This window comes from Streptomyces longispororuber (assembly GCF_014656095.1).
GTDB classification, from domain to species: Bacteria; Actinomycetota; Actinomycetes; order Streptomycetales; family Streptomycetaceae; genus Streptomyces; species Streptomyces longispororuber.
Genome location: NZ_BNBT01000035.1, coordinates 21,364 through 39,309, shown reverse-complemented (window position 1 = coordinate 39,309; position 17,946 = coordinate 21,364). Strand labels below are relative to the sequence as shown.

Annotated in this window: 18 protein-coding genes; 8 read left to right on the top strand and 10 right to left on the bottom strand. The window is 72.5% G+C overall.

From position 1 onward, the window contains the following. Nucleotides 1-61: 61 nt before the first annotated feature. The gene (locus IE330_RS14180; protein ID WP_190136334.1) at nt 62-451 is read right to left on the bottom strand and encodes a winged helix-turn-helix transcriptional regulator; all 390 of its coding nucleotides are present in this window, start codon (nt 449-451) and stop codon (nt 62-64) included. Between the two features lie 106 nt (nt 452-557). On the opposite strand from IE330_RS14180, the gene IE330_RS14175 reads away from it, so the two are divergent. Further along, nucleotides 558-1,451, top strand: a complete 894-nt coding sequence (locus IE330_RS14175) for an alpha/beta fold hydrolase (protein WP_190136333.1) — start codon at nt 558-560, stop codon at nt 1,449-1,451. Nucleotides 1,452-1,476: 25 nt separating this feature from the next. Here the strand turns inward: IE330_RS14175 and IE330_RS14170 are convergent, their stop codons facing one another. Then, nucleotides 1,477-2,331, bottom strand: a complete 855-nt coding sequence (locus IE330_RS14170) for an MOSC domain-containing protein (protein WP_190136332.1) — start codon at nt 2,329-2,331, stop codon at nt 1,477-1,479. Nucleotides 2,332-2,572: 241 nt separating this feature from the next. Between IE330_RS14170 and IE330_RS14165 the strand changes: the two genes are divergently transcribed. After that, a complete protein-coding gene (locus IE330_RS14165; protein WP_190136331.1) occupies nt 2,573-3,247 on the top strand; it encodes a S1 family peptidase in 675 nt (224 codons plus the stop codon). On the opposite strand, the gene IE330_RS14160 is transcribed toward IE330_RS14165, so the two are convergent. Next, entirely contained in the window at nt 3,241-3,489 is a 249-nt protein-coding gene (locus IE330_RS14160) for a DUF397 domain-containing protein (RefSeq protein ID WP_190136356.1), read from the bottom strand. The two genes, IE330_RS14165 and IE330_RS14160, sit on opposite strands and share 7 nt — an antisense overlap. Next, nucleotides 3,489-4,319, bottom strand: coding sequence for a helix-turn-helix domain-containing protein (locus IE330_RS14155; RefSeq protein WP_190136355.1), 831 nt, complete (start codon nt 4,317-4,319; stop codon nt 3,489-3,491). Before IE330_RS14155 ends, IE330_RS14160 begins: the two co-directional genes overlap by 1 nt. Nucleotides 4,320-4,475: 156 nt before the next feature. Here IE330_RS14155 and IE330_RS14150 point away from each other — a divergent pair, with 156 nt between their 5' ends. Beyond that, complete coding sequence (locus tag IE330_RS14150) at nt 4,476-4,991, top strand: ATP-binding protein (RefSeq protein ID WP_190136330.1); 516 nt, start codon at nt 4,476-4,478, stop codon at nt 4,989-4,991. 668 nt (nt 4,992-5,659) lie between these two features. Here IE330_RS14150 and IE330_RS14145 read toward each other — a convergent pair. Then, nucleotides 5,660-6,112 (bottom strand): hypothetical protein, encoded by a 453-nt coding sequence (locus IE330_RS14145; protein ID WP_190136329.1) that lies wholly within the window; start codon nt 6,110-6,112, stop codon nt 5,660-5,662. A 68-nt stretch (nt 6,113-6,180) separates the two neighbouring features. Continuing rightward, entirely contained in the window at nt 6,181-6,957 is a 777-nt protein-coding gene (locus tag IE330_RS14140) for an SDR family oxidoreductase (RefSeq protein ID WP_190136328.1), read from the bottom strand. A gap of 235 nt (nt 6,958-7,192) precedes the next feature. On the opposite strand from IE330_RS14140, the gene IE330_RS14135 reads away from it, so the two are divergent. From IE330_RS14135 to IE330_RS14125, 3 genes are all read left to right on the top strand, one after another. Beyond that, nucleotides 7,193-8,137, top strand: a complete 945-nt coding sequence (locus tag IE330_RS14135) for an RNA polymerase sigma-70 factor (protein ID WP_190136327.1) — start codon at nt 7,193-7,195, stop codon at nt 8,135-8,137. 134 nt (nt 8,138-8,271) lie between these two features. Beyond that, nucleotides 8,272-8,658 (top strand): VOC family protein, encoded by a 387-nt coding sequence (locus IE330_RS14130; RefSeq protein ID WP_190136326.1) that lies wholly within the window; start codon nt 8,272-8,274, stop codon nt 8,656-8,658. Between the two features lie 190 nt (nt 8,659-8,848). Beyond that, nucleotides 8,849-9,814 (top strand): oxidoreductase, encoded by a 966-nt coding sequence (locus IE330_RS14125; protein WP_190136325.1) that lies wholly within the window; start codon nt 8,849-8,851, stop codon nt 9,812-9,814. 40 nt (nt 9,815-9,854) lie between these two features. On the opposite strand, the gene IE330_RS14120 is transcribed toward IE330_RS14125, so the two are convergent. From IE330_RS14120 to IE330_RS39665, 4 genes are all read right to left on the bottom strand, one after another. Continuing rightward, complete coding sequence (locus IE330_RS14120) at nt 9,855-10,283, bottom strand: acyl-CoA thioesterase (RefSeq protein WP_190136324.1); 429 nt, start codon at nt 10,281-10,283, stop codon at nt 9,855-9,857. 100 nt (nt 10,284-10,383) lie between these two features. Continuing rightward, nucleotides 10,384-11,022 (bottom strand): hypothetical protein, encoded by a 639-nt coding sequence (locus tag IE330_RS14115; RefSeq protein ID WP_190136323.1) that lies wholly within the window; start codon nt 11,020-11,022, stop codon nt 10,384-10,386. A 130-nt stretch (nt 11,023-11,152) separates the two neighbouring features. Continuing rightward, nucleotides 11,153-12,388, bottom strand: a complete 1,236-nt coding sequence (locus tag IE330_RS14110) for an FAD-dependent monooxygenase (protein WP_190136354.1) — start codon at nt 12,386-12,388, stop codon at nt 11,153-11,155. A gap of 260 nt (nt 12,389-12,648) precedes the next feature. Continuing rightward, entirely contained in the window at nt 12,649-12,957 is a 309-nt protein-coding gene (locus tag IE330_RS39665; RefSeq protein WP_190136322.1) for a hypothetical protein, read from the bottom strand. Between the two features lie 502 nt (nt 12,958-13,459). On the opposite strand from IE330_RS39665, the gene IE330_RS14100 reads away from it, so the two are divergent. Both IE330_RS14100 and IE330_RS14095 read left to right on the top strand, forming a co-directional pair. Continuing rightward, a complete protein-coding gene (locus IE330_RS14100; protein WP_373314646.1) occupies nt 13,460-16,756 on the top strand; it encodes an RHS repeat-associated core domain-containing protein in 3,297 nt (1,098 codons plus the stop codon). Nucleotides 16,757-17,703: 947 nt separating this feature from the next. Then, nucleotides 17,704-17,841, top strand: a complete 138-nt coding sequence (locus IE330_RS14095; protein WP_190136320.1) for a hypothetical protein — start codon at nt 17,704-17,706, stop codon at nt 17,839-17,841. Nucleotides 17,842-17,946: the final 105 nt, after the last annotated feature.

The window sequence follows — 17,946 nt, the reverse complement described above, 5'->3', positions numbered from 1 at the left end:
AAGCGGCTGCTCCAAAATGGGGGTGCGGGGAACGAGTGCGGTGCTGGGTAGAGCGTTCGTTCTAGTCGGGGGAGGTGGTGCGGTGGGGGGTGCGCCGGTTCAGGTCGTCGATCAGCGGCATGTGCTCCTCGGCCCAGGCGCGCAGCGCGGCCAGCGGCACTTCCAGGGAGCGGCCGAGGTCGGTGAGCCGGTAGTGCACCGCGGGCGGCACGGTGTCCTCCACCCGGCGGGCCACGAGGCCGTCGCGCACCAGGCTCCGCAAGGTGACGGAGAGCATCTTCTGCGAGATGCCCGGCATCCGGCGCCGCAGGTCGGCGAAGCGCACCTCGCCGGGCGCCGCCTCGGCGAGCACCTTGACCGCCATGGACGTCCACTTGGTGCCGATCCGGTCCAGGAGCTGCCGCGTCGGGCACAGCGGATCGAAGAGGTCACCGCGCGGGGACGTGGTCACTTCGGGCTCACCACCTGAGGGGAAAGTGCCGTCTTGGAGGGCCGAGGGTAGTTCCCTACGGTTGCCACGTCACCTTCGGTTACCACCTTTCACCAGGAGTTCTCGCATGCCCGAACTGCGCGTCACCGTCGGCGAAAGGGACGTCCATGTGGCCGTGGAGGGCATGGGACCGGCCGTCCTGCTGCTGCACGGCTTCCCGCACACCTGGGAGCTGTGGCGGGAGGTCATGCCCGCGCTGGCCGCCCGCCGCACCGTCATCGCCCCGGACCTGCACGACTTCGGCACCGGCGGCCCGGCCGCTGCCGGATACGACGCCGGAACGGACGCCGGGTACGACGCCGGAACGCTGGCCGACGACGCCGCGGCCCTGCTCCGGGCGCTCGGTGTGACCGGCGCCGACGTGGTCGGCATCGACGCCGGTACGCCGCCCGCGTTCCTCCTGGCCATGCGCCGCCCCGGCCTGGTGCGACGGCTCGTGGTGATGGAGTCCCTGCTCGGCCGCCTGCCCGGAGCCGAGGAGTTCCTCGCCTCCGGGCCCCCGTGGTGGTTCGGCTTCCACGCCGTACCCGGCCTCGCGGAGTCCGTCCTGGCGGGCAACGAGGCCCGCTACGTCGACTGGTTCCTGGACGCGGGCACGCTCGGCGACGGCGTGCCGCCGCGCGTCCGGGACGCCTTCGTACGCGCCCACACCGGACGGGACGCCCTGCGCCGCGCCTTCGCCCCCTACCGCGCCCTGCCCGAGAGCGCGGCCCGGATCGAGCAGGCCGTCGCCACGGCGAGGCTCACGGCTCCGACGCTGGCGGTCGGCGCCCACCCGGTCGGCGACGCCCTGGCACGCCAACTGCGCCCCGTCACCGACGACCTCACCGCGCGCGTCCTCGACGACTGCGGCCACATCATCCCGCTGCACCGCCCCCGGCGCCTCCTGGACCTGCTGCTCCCCTTCCTCGCGGGGGAGCCGGTGCCCCCGTCCCGTACGCCGGGACCGGCCCGGCCCTGACCGGCCCGCGCGCACCGGCCCGCGCTCAGCGCGGCTCGGACTGCCAGGCGGTGACGGCCAGTTGGTCGCCGACGGCCAGCTTCCCCGTCCGCAGCACCGAGTACTTCGCGCCGAGCGCCACGCCCCCGCCGGGCTGCCGCCGGTACGTGGCCAGCGTCCGCAGCGGCTCGGGCCCGGCGCGCTCGCCGCTCGCCTGGTCGACGAGGGTGACGGCACAGCGCAACGCGAGCTTGGCGAAGCCCAGTTCCGTGTTGCCGATGCGGATGCCCAGGGGCCGGTCCTCCCGGTGCGGCTCGTCCCAGCCGTCCACCACGACGTTGGGCCGCAGCCGGCTCATCGCCACGGCGGACCGCCCGGCCTCGGTGATCCGCCGGTTGAGGTCGTCGAACGTGGCCCGCGACAGCATGTGCAGGGCCCCGCTGTCGGCGTAGCCGGACGTCCCCGGGTGCAGGCCGTCCGTCCGCCGGTCGTGCTCGGGCGGCACCCGCACCAGCCTGCTCTCCACACCGAGCACCCGCGACAGCCACCGCGCGGCCGCCTCACCCTGGTCGATGCCCGTGAAGGGGGCTCCGAACAGGTCCACGTCCCGCCGCGCCGACTCCGTGTCCACCGCGAACTCCAGCGGCTCCGCGTCCGGCGCCCGCAGCGTCAGCCGCCCGCCGTCCCAGCTCACCTCGGGCCGTACGACCGCGAGCCGCGGGGTCGCGCGCTGCGTGCGGTACACCCCCGCCGGGTCGACCACCATGAACGTACGGTCGTGCGCGAGCCCGGCCGGGGTCAGGTCGCTCTCCGCGACCCGCACCCCCGCGCACCCCTTCACCGGATAGGTGAACAGGTCGACGACAACTGCTTCGCCTGCCCCTGCTACTACTGCTGCCATGACGGTCCACTCACGATGTCGCGCATGGGTGCGGTGCCTTCCTGCCGGGCCGGATCATCCTCGTACGCAGCAGCATCCCCCGCCCCTCACCGCGACTTCAACGCCGCTCGCCCAACCGTGAGGATCACCGCACGCCGCCCGGCCCCGCCCGCCTCTGTAACGGTCCCGGTCCGCGCGAGCGCCCCCGCGCGGGCCCTCCGCCACAATGGCGGCGCCTGCCCCCTTCCCCGCAGGAGGCGCCATGCGACCCCGCACCGCCCTCGTCCAGCTCCTGTGCGCCGCGCTCCTCGGCGCCCTCGCCCTGGTCACGGCCCCTGGGGCCGCCGCCGCCGCCCCGACACCCCTGCGCGGCGGCACCGTCCTGTACAGCCCCGCCGGCCGCTGCGTCGTCGCCTTCAACACCACGAACGGCACCCACCACTACGGCATCATGGCGGGCCACTGCGGCACCGTCGGCACCCGGTGGTACGCCGACGCCCGCCTCACCGCCCAGGTGGGCGTCACCGAGACCGTCGTCTTCCCGAACAGCGACTACGCGCTCGTGCGCTACCTCCACCCCGACTTCTCGTACCCGAGCGAGATCGTCACCGCCGGTTCGCAGGTCATCCGCGTCAACCGCGCCCCGAGGCCCGTACCCGGCCAGTCGGCGTGCCGCAGCGGACCCGTGACGGGCATCCACTGCGGCACCGTCCAGGCCGTGAAGGTCTCGGTCACCTACCCCCAGGGCACGGTGCACGGCCTCTTCCGCGCCTCCCTCTGCGCCGAGCCCGGCGACTCCGGCGGCCCCACCTTCAGCGGCGACAGCGGCCTGGGCGTCGTCGTCGGCGGCAGCGGCAACTGCGCCTCGGGCGGCACGACGTACCACCAGCCCCTGGCCTCGATCCTGAGCGCGCACGGGCTGAGGGTGGGCTACTGACCCTCCCCCGTGTACGCGACGAAGTCGGCCCACGCCCCCGGGGCCACGGAGAGCCGGGGCCCGTCCGGGCGCTTGGAGTCGCGGATGTGGATGGTGCTGGGGCAGGCGGCTATTTCCACGCAGTCGTCACCGGAGCCGCTGCTGTAGCTGGACTTGTGCCAGGTGAGTGCGACTTCAATGCAGTCGTCGCCCGAGCTTCCGCTGTAACTGCTCTTGAACCACGCCAGTTCGGGAGTGCTCATCATGCTCCTCGCATCCGCTCCAGGAGGCTCACCGAGTCTTCGGGGGTGAGAGCCTGTGAGCGCATCCTGGCATACCGCATCTGGAGCACGCTGATCACCTTGGCGTCGGTGATGAGAAGTCCGCTTTCCTGTCCCTCGTTGTACGCGAACCACGTGTTCTCCCGAGTCTCCAGCAGCCGGATGGGGCCGTGTAGGCCTGCGTGGCTCCCACGTGCCAAGGGCATGATCTGGACCTCGATGTTCCGTCGCTCGGCGAGTTGGAGCACGTGGCCGATAAGTTCCCGCGTGACTTCGTGCCCGCCGATGTTCCGCAAGAACAGGTGCTCCTCCAGGATGAAGCTGTAAGCCGTGTTAGGCCGCTCGGTCAGCAGCTTCTGACGTTCATTGCGCGCCGCCAACTGTGCCTCCAGCTTTTCGTCGCTGAGAGGCGGCAGTTGATCGGCGAACAGCGTGCGCGCGTACGCCTCGGTCTGCAACAGACCAGGGATCAGGCGGCACTCGTACGTATAGAGGCTGAGGGCCTCCTGCTCCAGGTCCGCCCAGCGCCGGAACCACGACGCCAACCCCTTCTGCCGGGAGAGCTGGTTGGCGATCAGCCGCAGCGTCCCGAAGGCGTCCAGCGTCAGCTCCACCTGGTCCACGAAGCGCGGTGGCGGGAAGCGCCTGCCCTGTTCGACGGAGGCGATGAAGTGGGCCGAGTAGCCGATCTCGGGCCCCAGTGACTCCTGCGTGTACCCGGCGCGCTTGCGGAAGCTCTTCAAGGCCGCGCCGAACGCCTTGAGTCCATCGGTCGGTTCGGGCTCGATGGAGCCCGGCGTGCTTGACGACATCACGGGTATCCCCTGACGCTCGCTTACCGTCCCCGCCAACGCGCCCATGCTTACGGTCCGTCACCCCCGCTGTCTACACGGAGCACTCGTACACTTACGCAGCGTACGAGTCGGGTACCTACCGGAGGCGGGTCGGCCGAGGTCACCGTGGGCGCCATGTCACGCCAGGTGCAAACCCCCACAGCAGCACACGTGTTCACACAGCGCATCAGCGCGACCCCGGGAGGCGCCCGGCTCGCCAGACGCCTCGCCCGGCACCGGCTGGACGGCTGGGGCATCCCGTACGGCAGCGAACTCTCCGACGCGGCGGCCCAGGTGGTGGCCGAGCTGGCGGCGAACGCGGCGACGCACGGCCGGGTGCCGGGGCGGAGCTTCGAGCTGCGCCTGCTGGTCGCCGGGGGAGTGCTGCGCATCGAGGCGGCGGACACGCGCGGCGAGGACGTACCGCCCGAGACGGTGCGACTGCCGCCGCCGGACGCCGAGTCGGGCCGCGGCCTCGTGCTGGTGGCGGCGCTGGCTCAGGCGTGGGGGGTGGCGGGCCGGGACGTCGGCAAGACGGTATGGGCGGAGCTGGCGCTGGGCGCGGACGCGGCGGTCGAGGCGAGCACGCCCGCCTGGAAGCGGGAGGTGGCGCCCAGCGAGGCCATCAGGTCGGCGACGCGGCGGCGGTAGGTGCGCAGGGACATGCCGAGGTGCCGGGCGGCGGCCTCGTCGGTGAGGCCCGAGCCGAGGGCCGCGAGGACCTGCCGGGCGTCCTCGGTCAGGGCGGGGGTCCCGGCGGAGCCCAGGGCGAGGGGGAGGTCGGCGGCGGCCTCCCAGGTGGCGTACAGGAGGGCGCGTACGCCGTCGACGACCTCGGGGACGCGTACGACGGTGTACGTGCGCGGGCCGCGGGACTCCGGGCCCGCGAGGATGGCGACGCGCCGGTCGATGACGACGGCCTCGCGGGCCAGCGGGGCGTCGGAGATGCGGACCTGGGCGCCGGACGCGGCGATGGCGGCCAGCCGCCGCTCGGACTCGGGGTCGCCGAGGGCGCGGCGGGAGTACACCTTGCGCATGGCGAGCCCGCCGCCGGGGCGGACCGTCGGGCGGTTGCCCTCGCGGAAGGCGGCGTTCACCCCGCTCCAGGTCATCAGGTCCTCGGCGCCGCACAGGAACTCCTCGCGCGCGTGGGCGAACACGCCCCCGGCGCGCGCCGCCAGCTCCCGCTCCCCGCGCACGGTCACGATCCGCCCGTCCTCCACGCCCCGCCCCTTCCTTTCCTGCCCCGTCCCGCGTTGCCGCCCGCTCCGCTCGGGCGACGCTCACCGTAGCCCCCGTCGTACGGCGGGAGCGGCTGCTCAGCGGGGTGCGGGCGGGGTCGCCGCGCGGAGGGAGAAGGCCCGCAGGACGAGTGCCGTCTCCATGGCGCACAGGGCGACGCCCAGGGTGACGTGCGCGGCGAGGGAGCCCTCAAGCCCCAGCATCGTCTGCGTGAACGTGGCGACCAGGATGCCGACGGTGGCCTTCAGCGGCCATGTCAGCCGCCGGTCGTGGCGCCGTACCAGGGCGGCGGCCACGACCTGGAGGAACACCAGGAGTTCGAAGACGTAGGCGTTGGCGCCGTGCGGGTCGACGGACGCGACGTCGCCGTTGAGGAGCATCCCGGCGAGCAGGCCTTGCACCAGGGTGTCGAGGCAGGCGAGCGAGGCCACGACCAGCAGCAGCGTGACCGGGCCGCGTCCGGCCGCCGCCCGGCCCGGCGGGGCCGCCGCGGCGGGCGCGGGCGCGGCGGCGGAGGAAGTGTCGTGCATGGCGGTTCCGTTCTGTTGCGCGTGGATGGGGTCGGTGTCGGGTGGGAGGGCGGCGGGCTTGCCCGGGGTCAGGGCCGGGCGTCGAGCCACTCCTGGAAGGTGGGCCCGGCGAGTGTGGCGTGGGGGCCGGGCAGGAACGCGCCCGCCGCCGCGAGGCCCGCGTCGGGCAGGCCCGAGCCGTCGACCGCGACGACTTCGACGCCGCGCCGGGCGCCGAGCAGCCGCGCCGCCTCGGCCAGGCTCTCCCGGCGGGGTCCGGCGACCTCGGGGATCGGCGTGCCGGGGTCCGGCCGGGTCGCCGCGCCGGGGTCGGCGGCCAGGTCGGCCAGGTCGGCCAGCGTCTCGGCCACGGTGCGGCAGGCGACGAGCTGGGTGGGCAGGTCCGGGATGTGCGCGACGTCGCCCTGCCGCCAGTCCAGGAGCTGGCCGACGAACTCGTGGAACTGCGCGGCCCGCAGGATGCGGGCGGGCAGCGGGCCGGACAGGTGCGCCTCCTCGTGCACCTGCTGGGCGGCGACGAAACCGGCGGTGGCCTTGTCCGCGCCGATGATCGACACGGCGACGACGCGGTCGGCCCCGGCGCGCAGCCCGGCCTCGTGCAGGTTGCGGGCGGCCGTGCGGAAGAACGCCGCGGCGGCGGCCTGCTCGGAGGCGTGCCACGACGCGACGTCGACGATGACATCGACCCCGGCGAGCGCCTCGGCCAGGCCCTCCCCGGTGATGACGTCCACGCCGGTGGCGCGGGACATCGGCACGACGTGGTGCCCCCGCTCCGTGAGGACGTCCACGACGTGGCGCCCCAGGCGCCCGGTCGCTCCCGCTACGGCGAACTTGCTGGTGCTCATGGTCCGTACCCTCCGGTTGTGGTTGTGGTTGTGGTTGTGGTCGTGGTCGTTTTCGGGGGCCTGGCGGCGGGGCTGTTCCCCGCGGTGCCCTGACGGTCACGAGACGTCGGCGCCGCGCCGCTCGTAACGGACGCCAACATGTGACCTAGGCCACCGGCCGGGGGTGTTACGGAACGGCGGCGGCCGGCGTCCCGTGGGTGGAGCGGAACCGGAAGGGACAGGCGGGAGCCGGGACATGAGCGAGCGCAGCGCAGGCACGACGGACACGGCGGAGCCGCCCGGCCGTGCCGCCCGGGCGGGGTCGGCGGACACCGCCACCGAGGTGTTCGTCGCCCACCGGAACCTGTTGTTCACCGTGGCCTACGAGATGCTCGGCTCGGCCGCCGACGCCGAGGACGTACTCCAGGAGACCTGGCTGCGCTGGGCCGGTGTCGACCCGGCCACCGTGCGCGAGGAACGCGCCTACCTGGTGCGGATCGTCACCCGCCAGGCCCTGGACCGGATGCGCGCGCTCGGCCGCCGCAAGGAGTCCTACGTCGGGCCGTGGCTGCCCGAGCCGCTGCTGACCGCGCCCGACGTGGCCGAGGACGTCGAGCTGGCCGACAGCATCTCGATGGCCATGCTGCTGGTGATGGAGACGCTCGCGCCGGTGGAGCGGGCGGTGTTCGTGCTGCGCGAGGTGTTCGACCTCGCGTACGAGGAGATCGCCGAGGCCGTCGGCAGGAGCCCGGCCGCGGTCCGGCAGCTCGCCTACCGGGCCCGGGCGCACGTCGCCGCGCGCAGGCCCCGCGGCACGGTCTCCGCGGACGAGACCCGGGCCGCGCTCCAGGCGTTCCAACGCGCGGTGGAGACCGGTGAGTTGCAGGGCCTGCTCGACGTCCTCGCGCCGGACGTGGTCGCCCTGAGCGACGGCGGCGGGGTCCGGCACGCCTTGCTGCGGCCGGTCGTCGGCGCGGACAAGGTGGCCCGGCTGCTGGCGGGCGGCTGGTGGCGCGGCGCGCGGAGGTCGGTGGAGCCGGTGCAGATCAACGGCGGCCCGGGGCTGCTCGTCCGCGTCGACGGGGAGGTCGACGGCGTCGTGGCCGTGCGCGTCGAGGACGGCTACGTCACCGGGGCGTACCACGTCAGGAACCCCGAGAAGCTGTCGCGGGTGGCCCGGGAGACGGCCGTGGCCCGCTGAGGCCGCCCCCCGGAGGGGAGCCCGGCGGCTGCCGTCGCCGCGGGGGACCGGCCGCCGGGGTTCCGCCGGGGTTCCGCCGGGGTTCCGCCGGAAAGGGGTGGCGTCCGGCGGGAAGATCGGGGAGGCTCGCGCGCATGGTCTCGGTGGTGCAGAACGTGGCGATCGACTGTGCGAACCCCTATGAGCTGGCCCGGTTCTGGAGCGGGGTGACCGGCCGCCCCTTGCATCCGGAGGACAGGCCCGGCGACCGGGAGACCCAGGTGCTGCTGTCGCCGGACGGGCCGGTGCTGCACTTCAACCGGGTGCCCGAGGCCAAGACGGTCAAGAACCGGGTCCACCTGTGCCTGCGCCCCGAGACCTCGCGCGATCAGGAGGTGCAGCGGCTGCTGGGCCTCGGCGCCACCTTGGTCGCCGACCACCGGAACCCCGACGGCACGGGCTGGGCGATCCTCGCCGACCCGGAAGGCAACGAGTTCTGCGTCCTGCGCAGCGAGTCGGACCGCGCCGCCGCGCATCCTTGATGGCTGGGTGCTGGGTGCTGGGTGCTGGGTGCCGGGTGCCGGGTGCTGCGTGCCGGGTGAGGTGGGTCGGACGGTGTCGCCTTGCGTTCCTGACGGCCGGGCCCCGGCACGCGCCGCCCCCTGGCCCGGTCCCTGGCAACAACTGGCCACTCCCGCCCGTACGCCGCACCTCGGCCCCACCATGATCCGCATGAGCAAGCACGCGCACGCGCCCCAAGCCCCTCACACACCCCACGCCCCCCACGCCCCCCACGACGCCGTCCCCGGCACCCCGCCCGCCTCCGCCGCCGGGCGCTTCGCGATCGGCGGCGACCTGCTCGTCGCCCGGATGGGCTTCGGCGCGATGCGGCTGCCCGGCCGGACCTGGGAGGGGCCCGCGGGCGACCCCGAGGCCGCCGTCGCCGTGCTGCGCCGCGCCGTCGAACTCGGCGTCGACCACATCGACACGGCCGCCTTCTACTTCTACGCGGACCTGTCCGCGAACGCCCTCATCCGCCGGGCCCTGCACCCGTACCGGGACGACCTGGTGATCGCCACGAAGGTCGGGCCCGACCGCTCCCCGGACCACGCCTGGCTGGCGCCCGCCGACCCCGCGAAGATCAGGGCCGACGTCCACCGGAACCTGCGCGAGCTCGGCGTCGACCACCTCGACCTGGTCTACCTGCGCTTCCTCGGCCAGGACGGGCCCGGCGGAGGGCGCTTCGAGGCCCTCGCCGCACTGCGCGAGCAGGGCCTCGTCCGGCACCTCGGCGTCAGCAACGCCACCGCCGGGCAACTCGCCGAGGCCCAGCGGATCGCGCCGGTCGCCGCCGTGCAGAACAGGTTCAGCCCCGCCTCGCGGGACGCCGAGGCCGACGCCATGGTCGAGCGGTGCGCCCGGCAGGGCATCGCCTTCGTGCCGTACTTCCCGCTCGGCGGCGCGGGCGCCCCGGACGTCACGGCGCTGCGACGCGTCGCCGAGCGGCACGGGGTGAGCGCCGCGCAGGTCACCCTGGCCTGGTCGCTGTCCGTGTCCCCGGCGGTGCTCGCCATCCCGGGCACGTCGTCCCTCGCGCACCTGGAGGAGAACGTGGCGGCCGCCGCGCTCACGCTCGGCGCGGACGACTTGGCGGACCTGCGGGACCGGGAGGGGGCGGCGGACCGGGCGGCCTCCTGAGGAGGTGCCGCCCGGCCCGTCAGCGCCCCGTCACCGGCTGTCAGAGGCCCAGGACCCGCGCGTCGGAGGCCAGCGCCCGGAAGTACTCCTTCGGGTCGTCGACCATCCGCCGCTCCTTGAGGTCGAGCAGACCGCCCACCCCGGTCAGCTCGGCCGCGACCGTGCCGTCCGGCTTGGTGAAGATCTGCTCGATCCGGAAGGTCTTCCGCTCGCCCCACAGGAACCGGCACGACACGGAGACCTCGTCCCCGGCGCGCAGCTCGCTGCGGTACCGCAGGGTGTTCTCCAGGGCGACCGGGCCCACGCCCTTCGAGATCAGGTCCGCCTGCCGGATGCCCGCCTCCAGGAGGATCGACCAGCGGGCGTGCTCCGCGTACTGGAGGTACACGGCCTGGTTCAGATGCCCCTGTACGTCCGTCTCGTACCCGCGGACCGTGATCCCGACGGAGTACGGCTGCTCCTGCGCCACAACGTCCCCTTCCCCTGCTGACACACGACTGGTGCAGTGATCAACCGGCCCGGGCGGCCCGGCATTCCTGCGCGCGGGCGCGGGCGGGCCTGCCGGGGCCTCATGCCCGCCGCGCCGACACCACCAGGAACCGCCGCCCCGTCCGGCCGTCCCCGTGCTCGCTCACCAGCCACCCCGCCCGCTCCAGGACCGCGCCGCAGGCCCGCACCCCGTCCGCCGTGGGCTCGCCCACCTCCACCGCGTCGGGCTGCGGCGACTCCGTCACCCGATACCCCTCCCGCCTGGGCGCCGCGGGGGTCCGGCCCGCCGCCTCCAGGGCGATGGCCACGGCCCGCGCCCGGTGCGCGCGCTCCCAGGCGCACGGCCGCTCCCGGTCGCCCCCGGGGTTCGTCATCCGCCGCAGCTCGACGAGGCCCAGCCACGCCCCGCGCACCTCCCGGGCCCGCGCGGCCGCGTCCTCGCCGGGCGGCGGCGCCTCCCGCTCCGTGCCCGTACGCGCGGCGAACACCCCGGTCTCCGTCTCCACGGGCGCGGTTTCCGGGACGGCCTCGGCCGGCTCCTCCCGCACCCGGTGCCCGGCGGGCGTGAGGAAGTACGCGTGCGGCGGGCGCGGGTGCCGGAAGGCGAGCCGCAGCCGCACCAAGGCCGCCAACTGCGCCTCCGTGCCCCGCAGCCGCCCCGTCACCGGGTCCGCCTCCGCGATGATCCGCCGCTGCGCGGCCGTCGTCGGTCTGGGCATGCGAACACCCCCTGTGTCGTGACCCCCGTCGGTCGCCCACCCACCACCGATGGTGCCGCACGCCACTGACAACGGCCTCCGGACCAGGCCTCTGGCCCTCCGGGAGCGCCCTCCGGGAGCGCCCTCCGGCTCAGCGCCTGCGCAGCTCCCGCCCGCCGAACGCCCCCGTGCCGTCCGCCTGCTTCCACCACGCCTCCAGGTCCGCCTGGCTCAGGGACCGCCAGTCGGGGGTCTCCTGGACCAGGGCGCGGCCCAGGCGGCGGCCGAGGTCGACCATCGTGCGGCCGGCGACCGTGCGGTCCGTGTCGTACGACTCCAGGGCGTCGGGCCAGGTCACGGCCGTGAGGATGGCGGACTCCAGGACGGTGGCGTCCTGGAGGGCCTTCACCGCGCCCGCGCCCGTGTGGGGGCGGGCCACCGTCGCCGCGTCGCCCGCGAGCAGCACCCGGCCCTGGGTGTAGCGCGGCGCCGTGTAGTCGTACATGGGCTGGAGGAGCAGCTCGGACGGGGCGGTGGCGCGTACCACCGCGCCCCAGTACGGCGGAAGCAGCTCGTCGGTCACGTACCGCAGATGGCGGCTCAGGGCGTCCGTCAGGCCCCCGGGCGGCAGGCTGCGCGGGCCGGTGGCGGCGCTGGTGCCGGTGCCGAGGTCGGCGTCGACGCCCGGCGGCGGGGCCGTGTACAGGACCCAGTTGACGCGCCGCCCGCCCGCGCCGTCGGGGATGCGGTACAGGATGACGTGGCCGCCCGGGAACACGGCGTAGACGCAGTCGTCGACGGCCCACAGGTCCGGGTCCGCGAGCCGCTCCTCCGGGTACGCCCCGCGCCACGCCAGATAGCCCGCGTACGCGGCGCGCACGCCGGGGAACGCGGCCTCGCGCACCGCCGAGCGGTAGCCGTCCGCGCCGACCACCACGTCGAACCGCTCCGTGGCGCCGTCGTCGGTCTCCACCACCGCCCCGCCCGGGCACGGGCGCACGCCGTCGACCGTCGTACCGGTGCGGAACGTGACGGTCTCCGGCACCCGGCGCCGCAACTCGCCCCACAGCGGGCCCCAGTTGTACGTGCGGAACGGGAACGGCATCACGCCGATCTCGTGCCCGAGCGGCCCCGGCGCCGCCTCGTCGCGCACGTACCAGCGCCGTCCGGTGAGCTGCACCCACTGCATGTCCGCGTCCAGGTAGCCGGCCGACTCCAGCTCCGTGTAGCGGGAGTTGTGCACCGCGAGCCCCACGCCCCGGTCCGCGAGGCGGTCCGCCGCCCGCTCGTACACGGTGATCTCGTCCGCCCCGCCCCGGTGCGCCGCCAGCGCCGCCGCGCACCCCGCGACGCTGCCGCCGACCACGGCCACCCTGCCTGAATGCATCATCGAGCCATCGTGGCAGCCGGGTGAGGTCCTGTCATGACCGTCCGTCAGCGCATCGACACACCGCGCCCGGCGGAGAACGGCTCGAACTCCGTGCGCGGGAGCGCGGCCGTGCGGGGCGGTGGTGCGCCGCGCCCGACCGCGCGCCGAGCGCGTACGTGGCTGGGGCGTGCTCGTGGCCGGGGCGCCTCGCGGCTGGGGCGCGCTCGTGGCCGGGGCGCCTCGCGGCTGGGGCGCGCTGTGGCCGGGGCGCCTCGCGGTTAGGGCGCCGGCCGCACCCGCACCTCTCCCTTCGAGGGGTCCGCCTTCACCTGGAACCCGGCCTGCGTGAGGGTCTCCAGCAGGGCCTGCCGCAGGGCCGCGCGGATGCCCGCGTACTCCGCGTCCACCCGGCGGGCGGGGTCCAGCTCCTGCGCCGGCACCCAGCTCACCGTCACCGCGTCCGACTCCTGGCGGACCCGCAGCCCCACCCCTTCCTCGGCACGTGCCGACGTGACGTCGAACCCGGCCCCGGCAAGGGTCCGGCACACATCGGCGAACAGCGTCTGCAGGGCAACTCCATCGCTCACACACGAAATCTACACAAGAGTGAGGCGGGGTTTCGGTGCGACCGCGGATCCCGGCCGCCGAACCGGACAACGACGGGCGGCGAGGGAGGCTGCGCGCGGACGGCGTTTGCCGCAGCACCGGTGAAGCGGACTGGCCGCCACCGGGGTGCTTTGCGGGCCAACATATGGATGCGCTTCCGGTCATCCTGCTTCCACCCCGCTCACGACCCACCGGCGAAGCGTCTCAGCTCGGGGCGGTGTCGGCCTGACGTCTCTTGCTCCGCTGCAACTGTTTGCCGTCGCACAGGTGATCAAACGCGTGACTGATTCCGGTGGGCGTGGAAAGCGAATCCCTGGGAAGCGGCCGGAGCTTGTGAACGTCCTGTGGCAGCGTGTGCGCCTCCGGTGACCGGTGTGGTCACTGTGACGTCTCTTTCCGTGGGGGGAAGACATGTCCCAACGTGCCCCGGGCACGCCTGTTCGGCGTGCCCGCAGATCCACGTACAGATCACGTTTCGCCTTAGTGGCGGCGGTGGCCGCCCTCTCGCTCGCCGCGTCGGGAACGGCGGCGCTGGCGGCCCCGGAGCCCCCGGACCCCGGCCCGCGGTCGGTGTGGGGCAAGCCAAAGGAGCCCTTCGCCATCCCGCCGGTCAAGGTCGGCGAAACCAGGCCGGTGGCACCGGAGGCCGAGGCCGAGCCGACGCCGGAGGAGGCCGCCTGGCGGGCCCAGCAGGCGGAGCGCGCCCGTACCGGTGAGACGCCGAAGGCGCCGCGGGGCGCCGCCCGTGCCGAGGTGCCCGCCTATGTGCCGGAGGGCCAGGGCGCGGTGCCCTGGCACCAGCTCTCCGACTTCCGTGTCACCGACGCGCTCGTGGCGCGGATCAACCTGTCCAACGGCAACCTGATGCTGGCCGCCACCGACTTCGACGTGGCCGGGGTGGGCCAGAAGCTGCGCCTGGCACGTACGTACAACTCCTTCGACGCGCCCTGGGGGAAGGTCTCCCAGCGGTGGTGGCAGGAGTACGAGCGCTACCTCCAGGTCCGCGACGACGAGGTGGTGGTGTACGGCGCCACCGGCGACGCGGCCCGCTTCAAGAAGAAGGCCGACGGCTCCTTCACCACGCCCAAGGGCTACTCCAAGGACCTGAAGAAGAACACCGACGGCACCTACACCCTCACCAGCCGCAAGTCCGGCCTGAAGGACACCTACGACGAGCACGGCACCCTCACCAAGGTCACCGACAAGAACAAGGGCACCATCACCGTCGACCAGCACGACAAGGACGGTGAGCACAAGGGCTTCAAGCTGACCGAGACCCGCACCGGGCGCTGGGTGGACCTGGTCAGGACCTACGGCGACCAGTGGCAGGCCAAGGACCACACCGGCCGCACCGCCGTCTTCGACCTGAACAAGGCCGGAGACCTGGCCAAGACCACCGACACCGAGGGCAAGACGACCCACTTCGGCTACGACGCCTCACGCCGCCTCACGAAGATCACCACCCCCGAGGGTCGGGTCACCGTCTTCACCTACGACGCCGAGAACCGCGTCACCTCCATGCTGCGCGCCACCGAGACCGGCGGCGACGGCCACACCGGCCCGACCTACACCTACGCCTACTCCGCTAAGGACCCCGCGGCGGCGGGCACGACGACGGTCACCGACCCCGAGCAGCACGCCACGAAGTACGAGCACAACAAGGACGGCGGCGTCACGAAGGTCACCGACGCGCTCGGCCACTCGCGCTCGCGCACGTACGACGCCAACCACAACGTCGAGACGGCCACCGACGCGATGGGTACCGGAGGCAGCGGCGGCAACGTGACCGCCTACGGCTGGGACGCCCGCAACAACCCCACCTCCGCCAAGCTGCCCACCGGCGCCACGGCCTCGCTCACCGGCTACCAGACGATCGCGGGCACGGACCTGCCGAAGTCCTTCACCAGCGCGGACGACGAGAAGACCGACTTCACCTACGACACGGCGGGCAACACCAAGTCCGTCGCGGTCACCGGCACCGGCGGCGGCAAGCGCACCTACGACTACAACGACGCCACCCCCGACTGCGGCGGCTTCCAGGGCCAGCGCTGCAAGGCGACCACCACGATGAGCGACACCAAGTCGGTGTCCACGTCGTTCCGTTACGACGAGAAGGGCAACCTCACCAAGGCCACCCCGCCGGCCCCGATGAAGCCCACCACCTACACCTACGACGCCCTCGGCCGCCCGGAGACGGTCACCGACGGCCGCGGCATCACGACCGTCTACGCGTACGACGAGCGCGACCGCGTCACCAAGGTGACCTCGTCGTCGAAGGCCACGGTGACGTACTCCTACGACGGCGACGGCAACCTCACCCAGCGCTCGGACGGCACCGGCGTGATCAAGTACGCCTTCGACCCGCTGTCGCGCGAGACGGTCCGCACGCTGCAGAACGGCTCGCAGACCAAGCTCACGTACACCCCCGCCGGCAACGTCGAGACGTACGAGGACCCGGCCGGGGTCACCGACTACATCTGGAACAAGGTCAACAAGCTCGCAAAGCTGAAGGACCCGGCGGGCCGGACCACCACGTACGAGTACAACAACAACGACATCCGCACCAAGACCACCTACCCCGGCGGCACGGAGCAGACGGTCACGCCGGACAAGTCCAGCCGCCCGCAGAGGATCAGAGCCACCTCGCACAAGGGCACCCTGGTCGACCTCTCCTACGACTACAAGAACGCGGGCAAGGACAGCACGAAGATCCGCACCCGCACGGACGCCGTCACCGACACCAAGATCAGCTACACCTACGACACCGCAGGCCGCTTCTCCTACGCCGAGGAGACGAAGGGGTCCACGGTCGCCTACTCCTGGCAGTACTGCTTCGACCAGGCGGGCAACCTCACCTCGCAGGGCACGGGCAGGGGCTGCCCGAGCGACTCGACGTTCACGGTCAACGACGCCCAGCAGATCACCGCGAAGAACGGCGACAGCACCAACTGGTCCTACGACGCGGCCGGAAACGAGACGGCAGGGGCCCCGACACCGGAGGGCACCCGCACCGGCGAGCAGTACTCCGACTTCAGCCAGCTCACGTCGATCACCGTCGGCGGCACCACACATGAGGGCCAGTACGGCTCCACCGACCAGAGCGAGCGCATCCGCCTCGGGGACACCTTCTTCCACAACGGCCCCCTGGGCCTGTCGGCGAAGAGCACGGGCGGCGTGGACATGGGATTCAACCGGGAGCCCGGGGGCACCCTGAACTCCATGACGACCGGGGGTAAGTCGTACTACTACCTCACCGACGCGCTGGGCTCGGTCATCGCGCTCACCGACGAGTCGGGCGTGAAGGTCAACACCTACAGCTACAGCCCCCGCGGCGTCGCCCGCGCGGCGACCTCGGAAATGGTCCCCCAGCCCTACCGCTTCGCAGGCGGCTACCAGGACCCCACAGGCCTCTACCACTTCGAGGCCCGCTACTACGACCCCCACATGACCCGCTTCACCCAACCCGACCCCTCGGGCCAGGAGAAGAACCCGTACCTCTACGCGGAGGGCGACCCGGTCAACCGGATCGACCCGAGCGGCCTGCTGTCCCTCGGCGACGTTGTCGGTGCAGTGGCCGGTACGGTCGCGAGCACCGCACTTGATGGCGTGCTGGGCCCGGTCGTGGGTGGCGCTGTCGGAGGGTGCCTGGGAGGTGCTGTGACTGCCGCTATTGACGGCGGTTCCATCGGGAAGGCATGCGCGGAACAGGGCGCTTTGGGGGCAGCCACCGGCGGCGCCGGCGCTCTGACAAAGATCGGAGTGAAGGCGCTCAAGAAGTGAAGCGCCCATGACCGTACACCCAGACCACGGACGGGAAAATTGACTGACTTGCGGGGGCGCAGAAGCGCCCCCGCAAGGGGGCGGAAAGGACGGAGAAGTGGAGAGTTACTCGAAGCGTCTCAGCTTGTTTTTAGCTGGCTTTGTGGTTCTGGGGCTCATTTTCTGGCCGATCATGATATGGATGTCGGACTTGAGCCAGGGGGCCAGATGGGCATTAGGTATACCCCTGCTCGTCGTTCTTTTCGCGTACATGTTCTTCGGTGGGGTCTGGGCCAACCAGGGGCAACGGCGGTCCTGAACTCCTGTGGTCGGACCAGCAGGGCATGGAAGTGAGGATGCAATGAAGGCTGTGATCCAGGCTCAGGCATACCAGATCCTGGCGATGAGTCCAGGTGGAAAAAAGATGCCGGGCTGGTTCGGGCCTGTAGTGATAGCGGCCGCCGTGGTCGGCTTGATCACCATCGGAACACTGTTTGTGCGAAGGTCACGCCGCTAGCACTTCATGCCTTTGCGTCGAAAGTGAATCCGTTGGCCGTGTGGTGGTGCACCATCACACCCCTGCACATCTCGGAGGAAACGCAGATGGTAGCAGTCGCTGCGGGTCGCTGGTATCCCGACGGGACAGCAGGGCTTGTTATTTTCCTCATCGCTATCGCCGTAGTCGTCGCCATGGTGTTCTACGGGCGCTCGAAGAAGCGCTGAGGGCAACGCCGTTCGTCTGTCGGTGACGCCGTTCGTCGTCTTCCCTGGTCTACTCCCAAGTCTGGTCGACCGTCTCAACCAGGTGCAGCGGCACCGTCGGCGTCTCCCCGCAAGATGACCGTCCCTTGTTGGTAGCGCTCTGTTCGGCCATCTGGACAGTCGGCTACCTGGCCCGGCGGAGGACGACCCGCGATGAACTGTGAGAGCCACCCGGCAGCATGCGGCCCCAGGCAAGGAGGTGCACTGTGAGCGGCAACTGGCTGGCAACAGAAGGCAAGGGCTCATGGATCCCGGACGGCTGGGGTTTGCCCATTTTCGTTATCTCGCTCGTGACCGTGGTCGTCATAACGGCAGTGGCGCGCCGTCGGCAGAAGCGCCGCTAACAGGTGTAGGGCAACTTATGGCCATGCGAGCTTCCGTCCGGACAGGCTGTTCCCTGGAGAGCGATGCATGGCTCGAGTCCGGCCCTGTTGGGCATCAAGGGGTAA

Coding starts and splice junctions, on each gene's coding strand:
- IE330_RS14175 (WP_190136333.1), top strand. CDS start 558: ATGCCCGAACTGCGCGTCACCGTCGGCGAAAGGGACGTCCATGTGGCC.
- IE330_RS14170 (WP_190136332.1), bottom strand. CDS start 2,331: ATGGCAGCAGTAGTAGCAGGGGCAGGCGAAGCAGTTGTCGTCGACCTG.
- IE330_RS14165 (WP_190136331.1), top strand. CDS start 2,573: ATGCGACCCCGCACCGCCCTCGTCCAGCTCCTGTGCGCCGCGCTCCTC.
- IE330_RS14160 (WP_190136356.1), bottom strand. CDS start 3,489: ATGAGCACTCCCGAACTGGCGTGGTTCAAGAGCAGTTACAGCGGAAGC.
- IE330_RS14155 (WP_190136355.1), bottom strand. CDS start 4,319: ATGTCGTCAAGCACGCCGGGCTCCATCGAGCCCGAACCGACCGATGGA.
- IE330_RS14150 (WP_190136330.1), top strand. CDS start 4,476: ATGTCACGCCAGGTGCAAACCCCCACAGCAGCACACGTGTTCACACAG.
- IE330_RS14145 (WP_190136329.1), bottom strand. CDS start 6,112: ATGCACGACACTTCCTCCGCCGCCGCGCCCGCGCCCGCCGCGGCGGCC.
- IE330_RS14140 (WP_190136328.1), bottom strand. CDS start 6,957: ATGAGCACCAGCAAGTTCGCCGTAGCGGGAGCGACCGGGCGCCTGGGG.
- IE330_RS14135 (WP_190136327.1), top strand. CDS start 7,193: ATGAGCGAGCGCAGCGCAGGCACGACGGACACGGCGGAGCCGCCCGGC.
- IE330_RS14130 (WP_190136326.1), top strand. CDS start 8,272: ATGGTCTCGGTGGTGCAGAACGTGGCGATCGACTGTGCGAACCCCTAT.
- IE330_RS14125 (WP_190136325.1), top strand. CDS start 8,849: ATGAGCAAGCACGCGCACGCGCCCCAAGCCCCTCACACACCCCACGCC.
- IE330_RS14115 (WP_190136323.1), bottom strand. CDS start 11,022: ATGCCCAGACCGACGACGGCCGCGCAGCGGCGGATCATCGCGGAGGCG.
- IE330_RS14110 (WP_190136354.1), bottom strand. CDS start 12,388: ATGCATTCAGGCAGGGTGGCCGTGGTCGGCGGCAGCGTCGCGGGGTGC.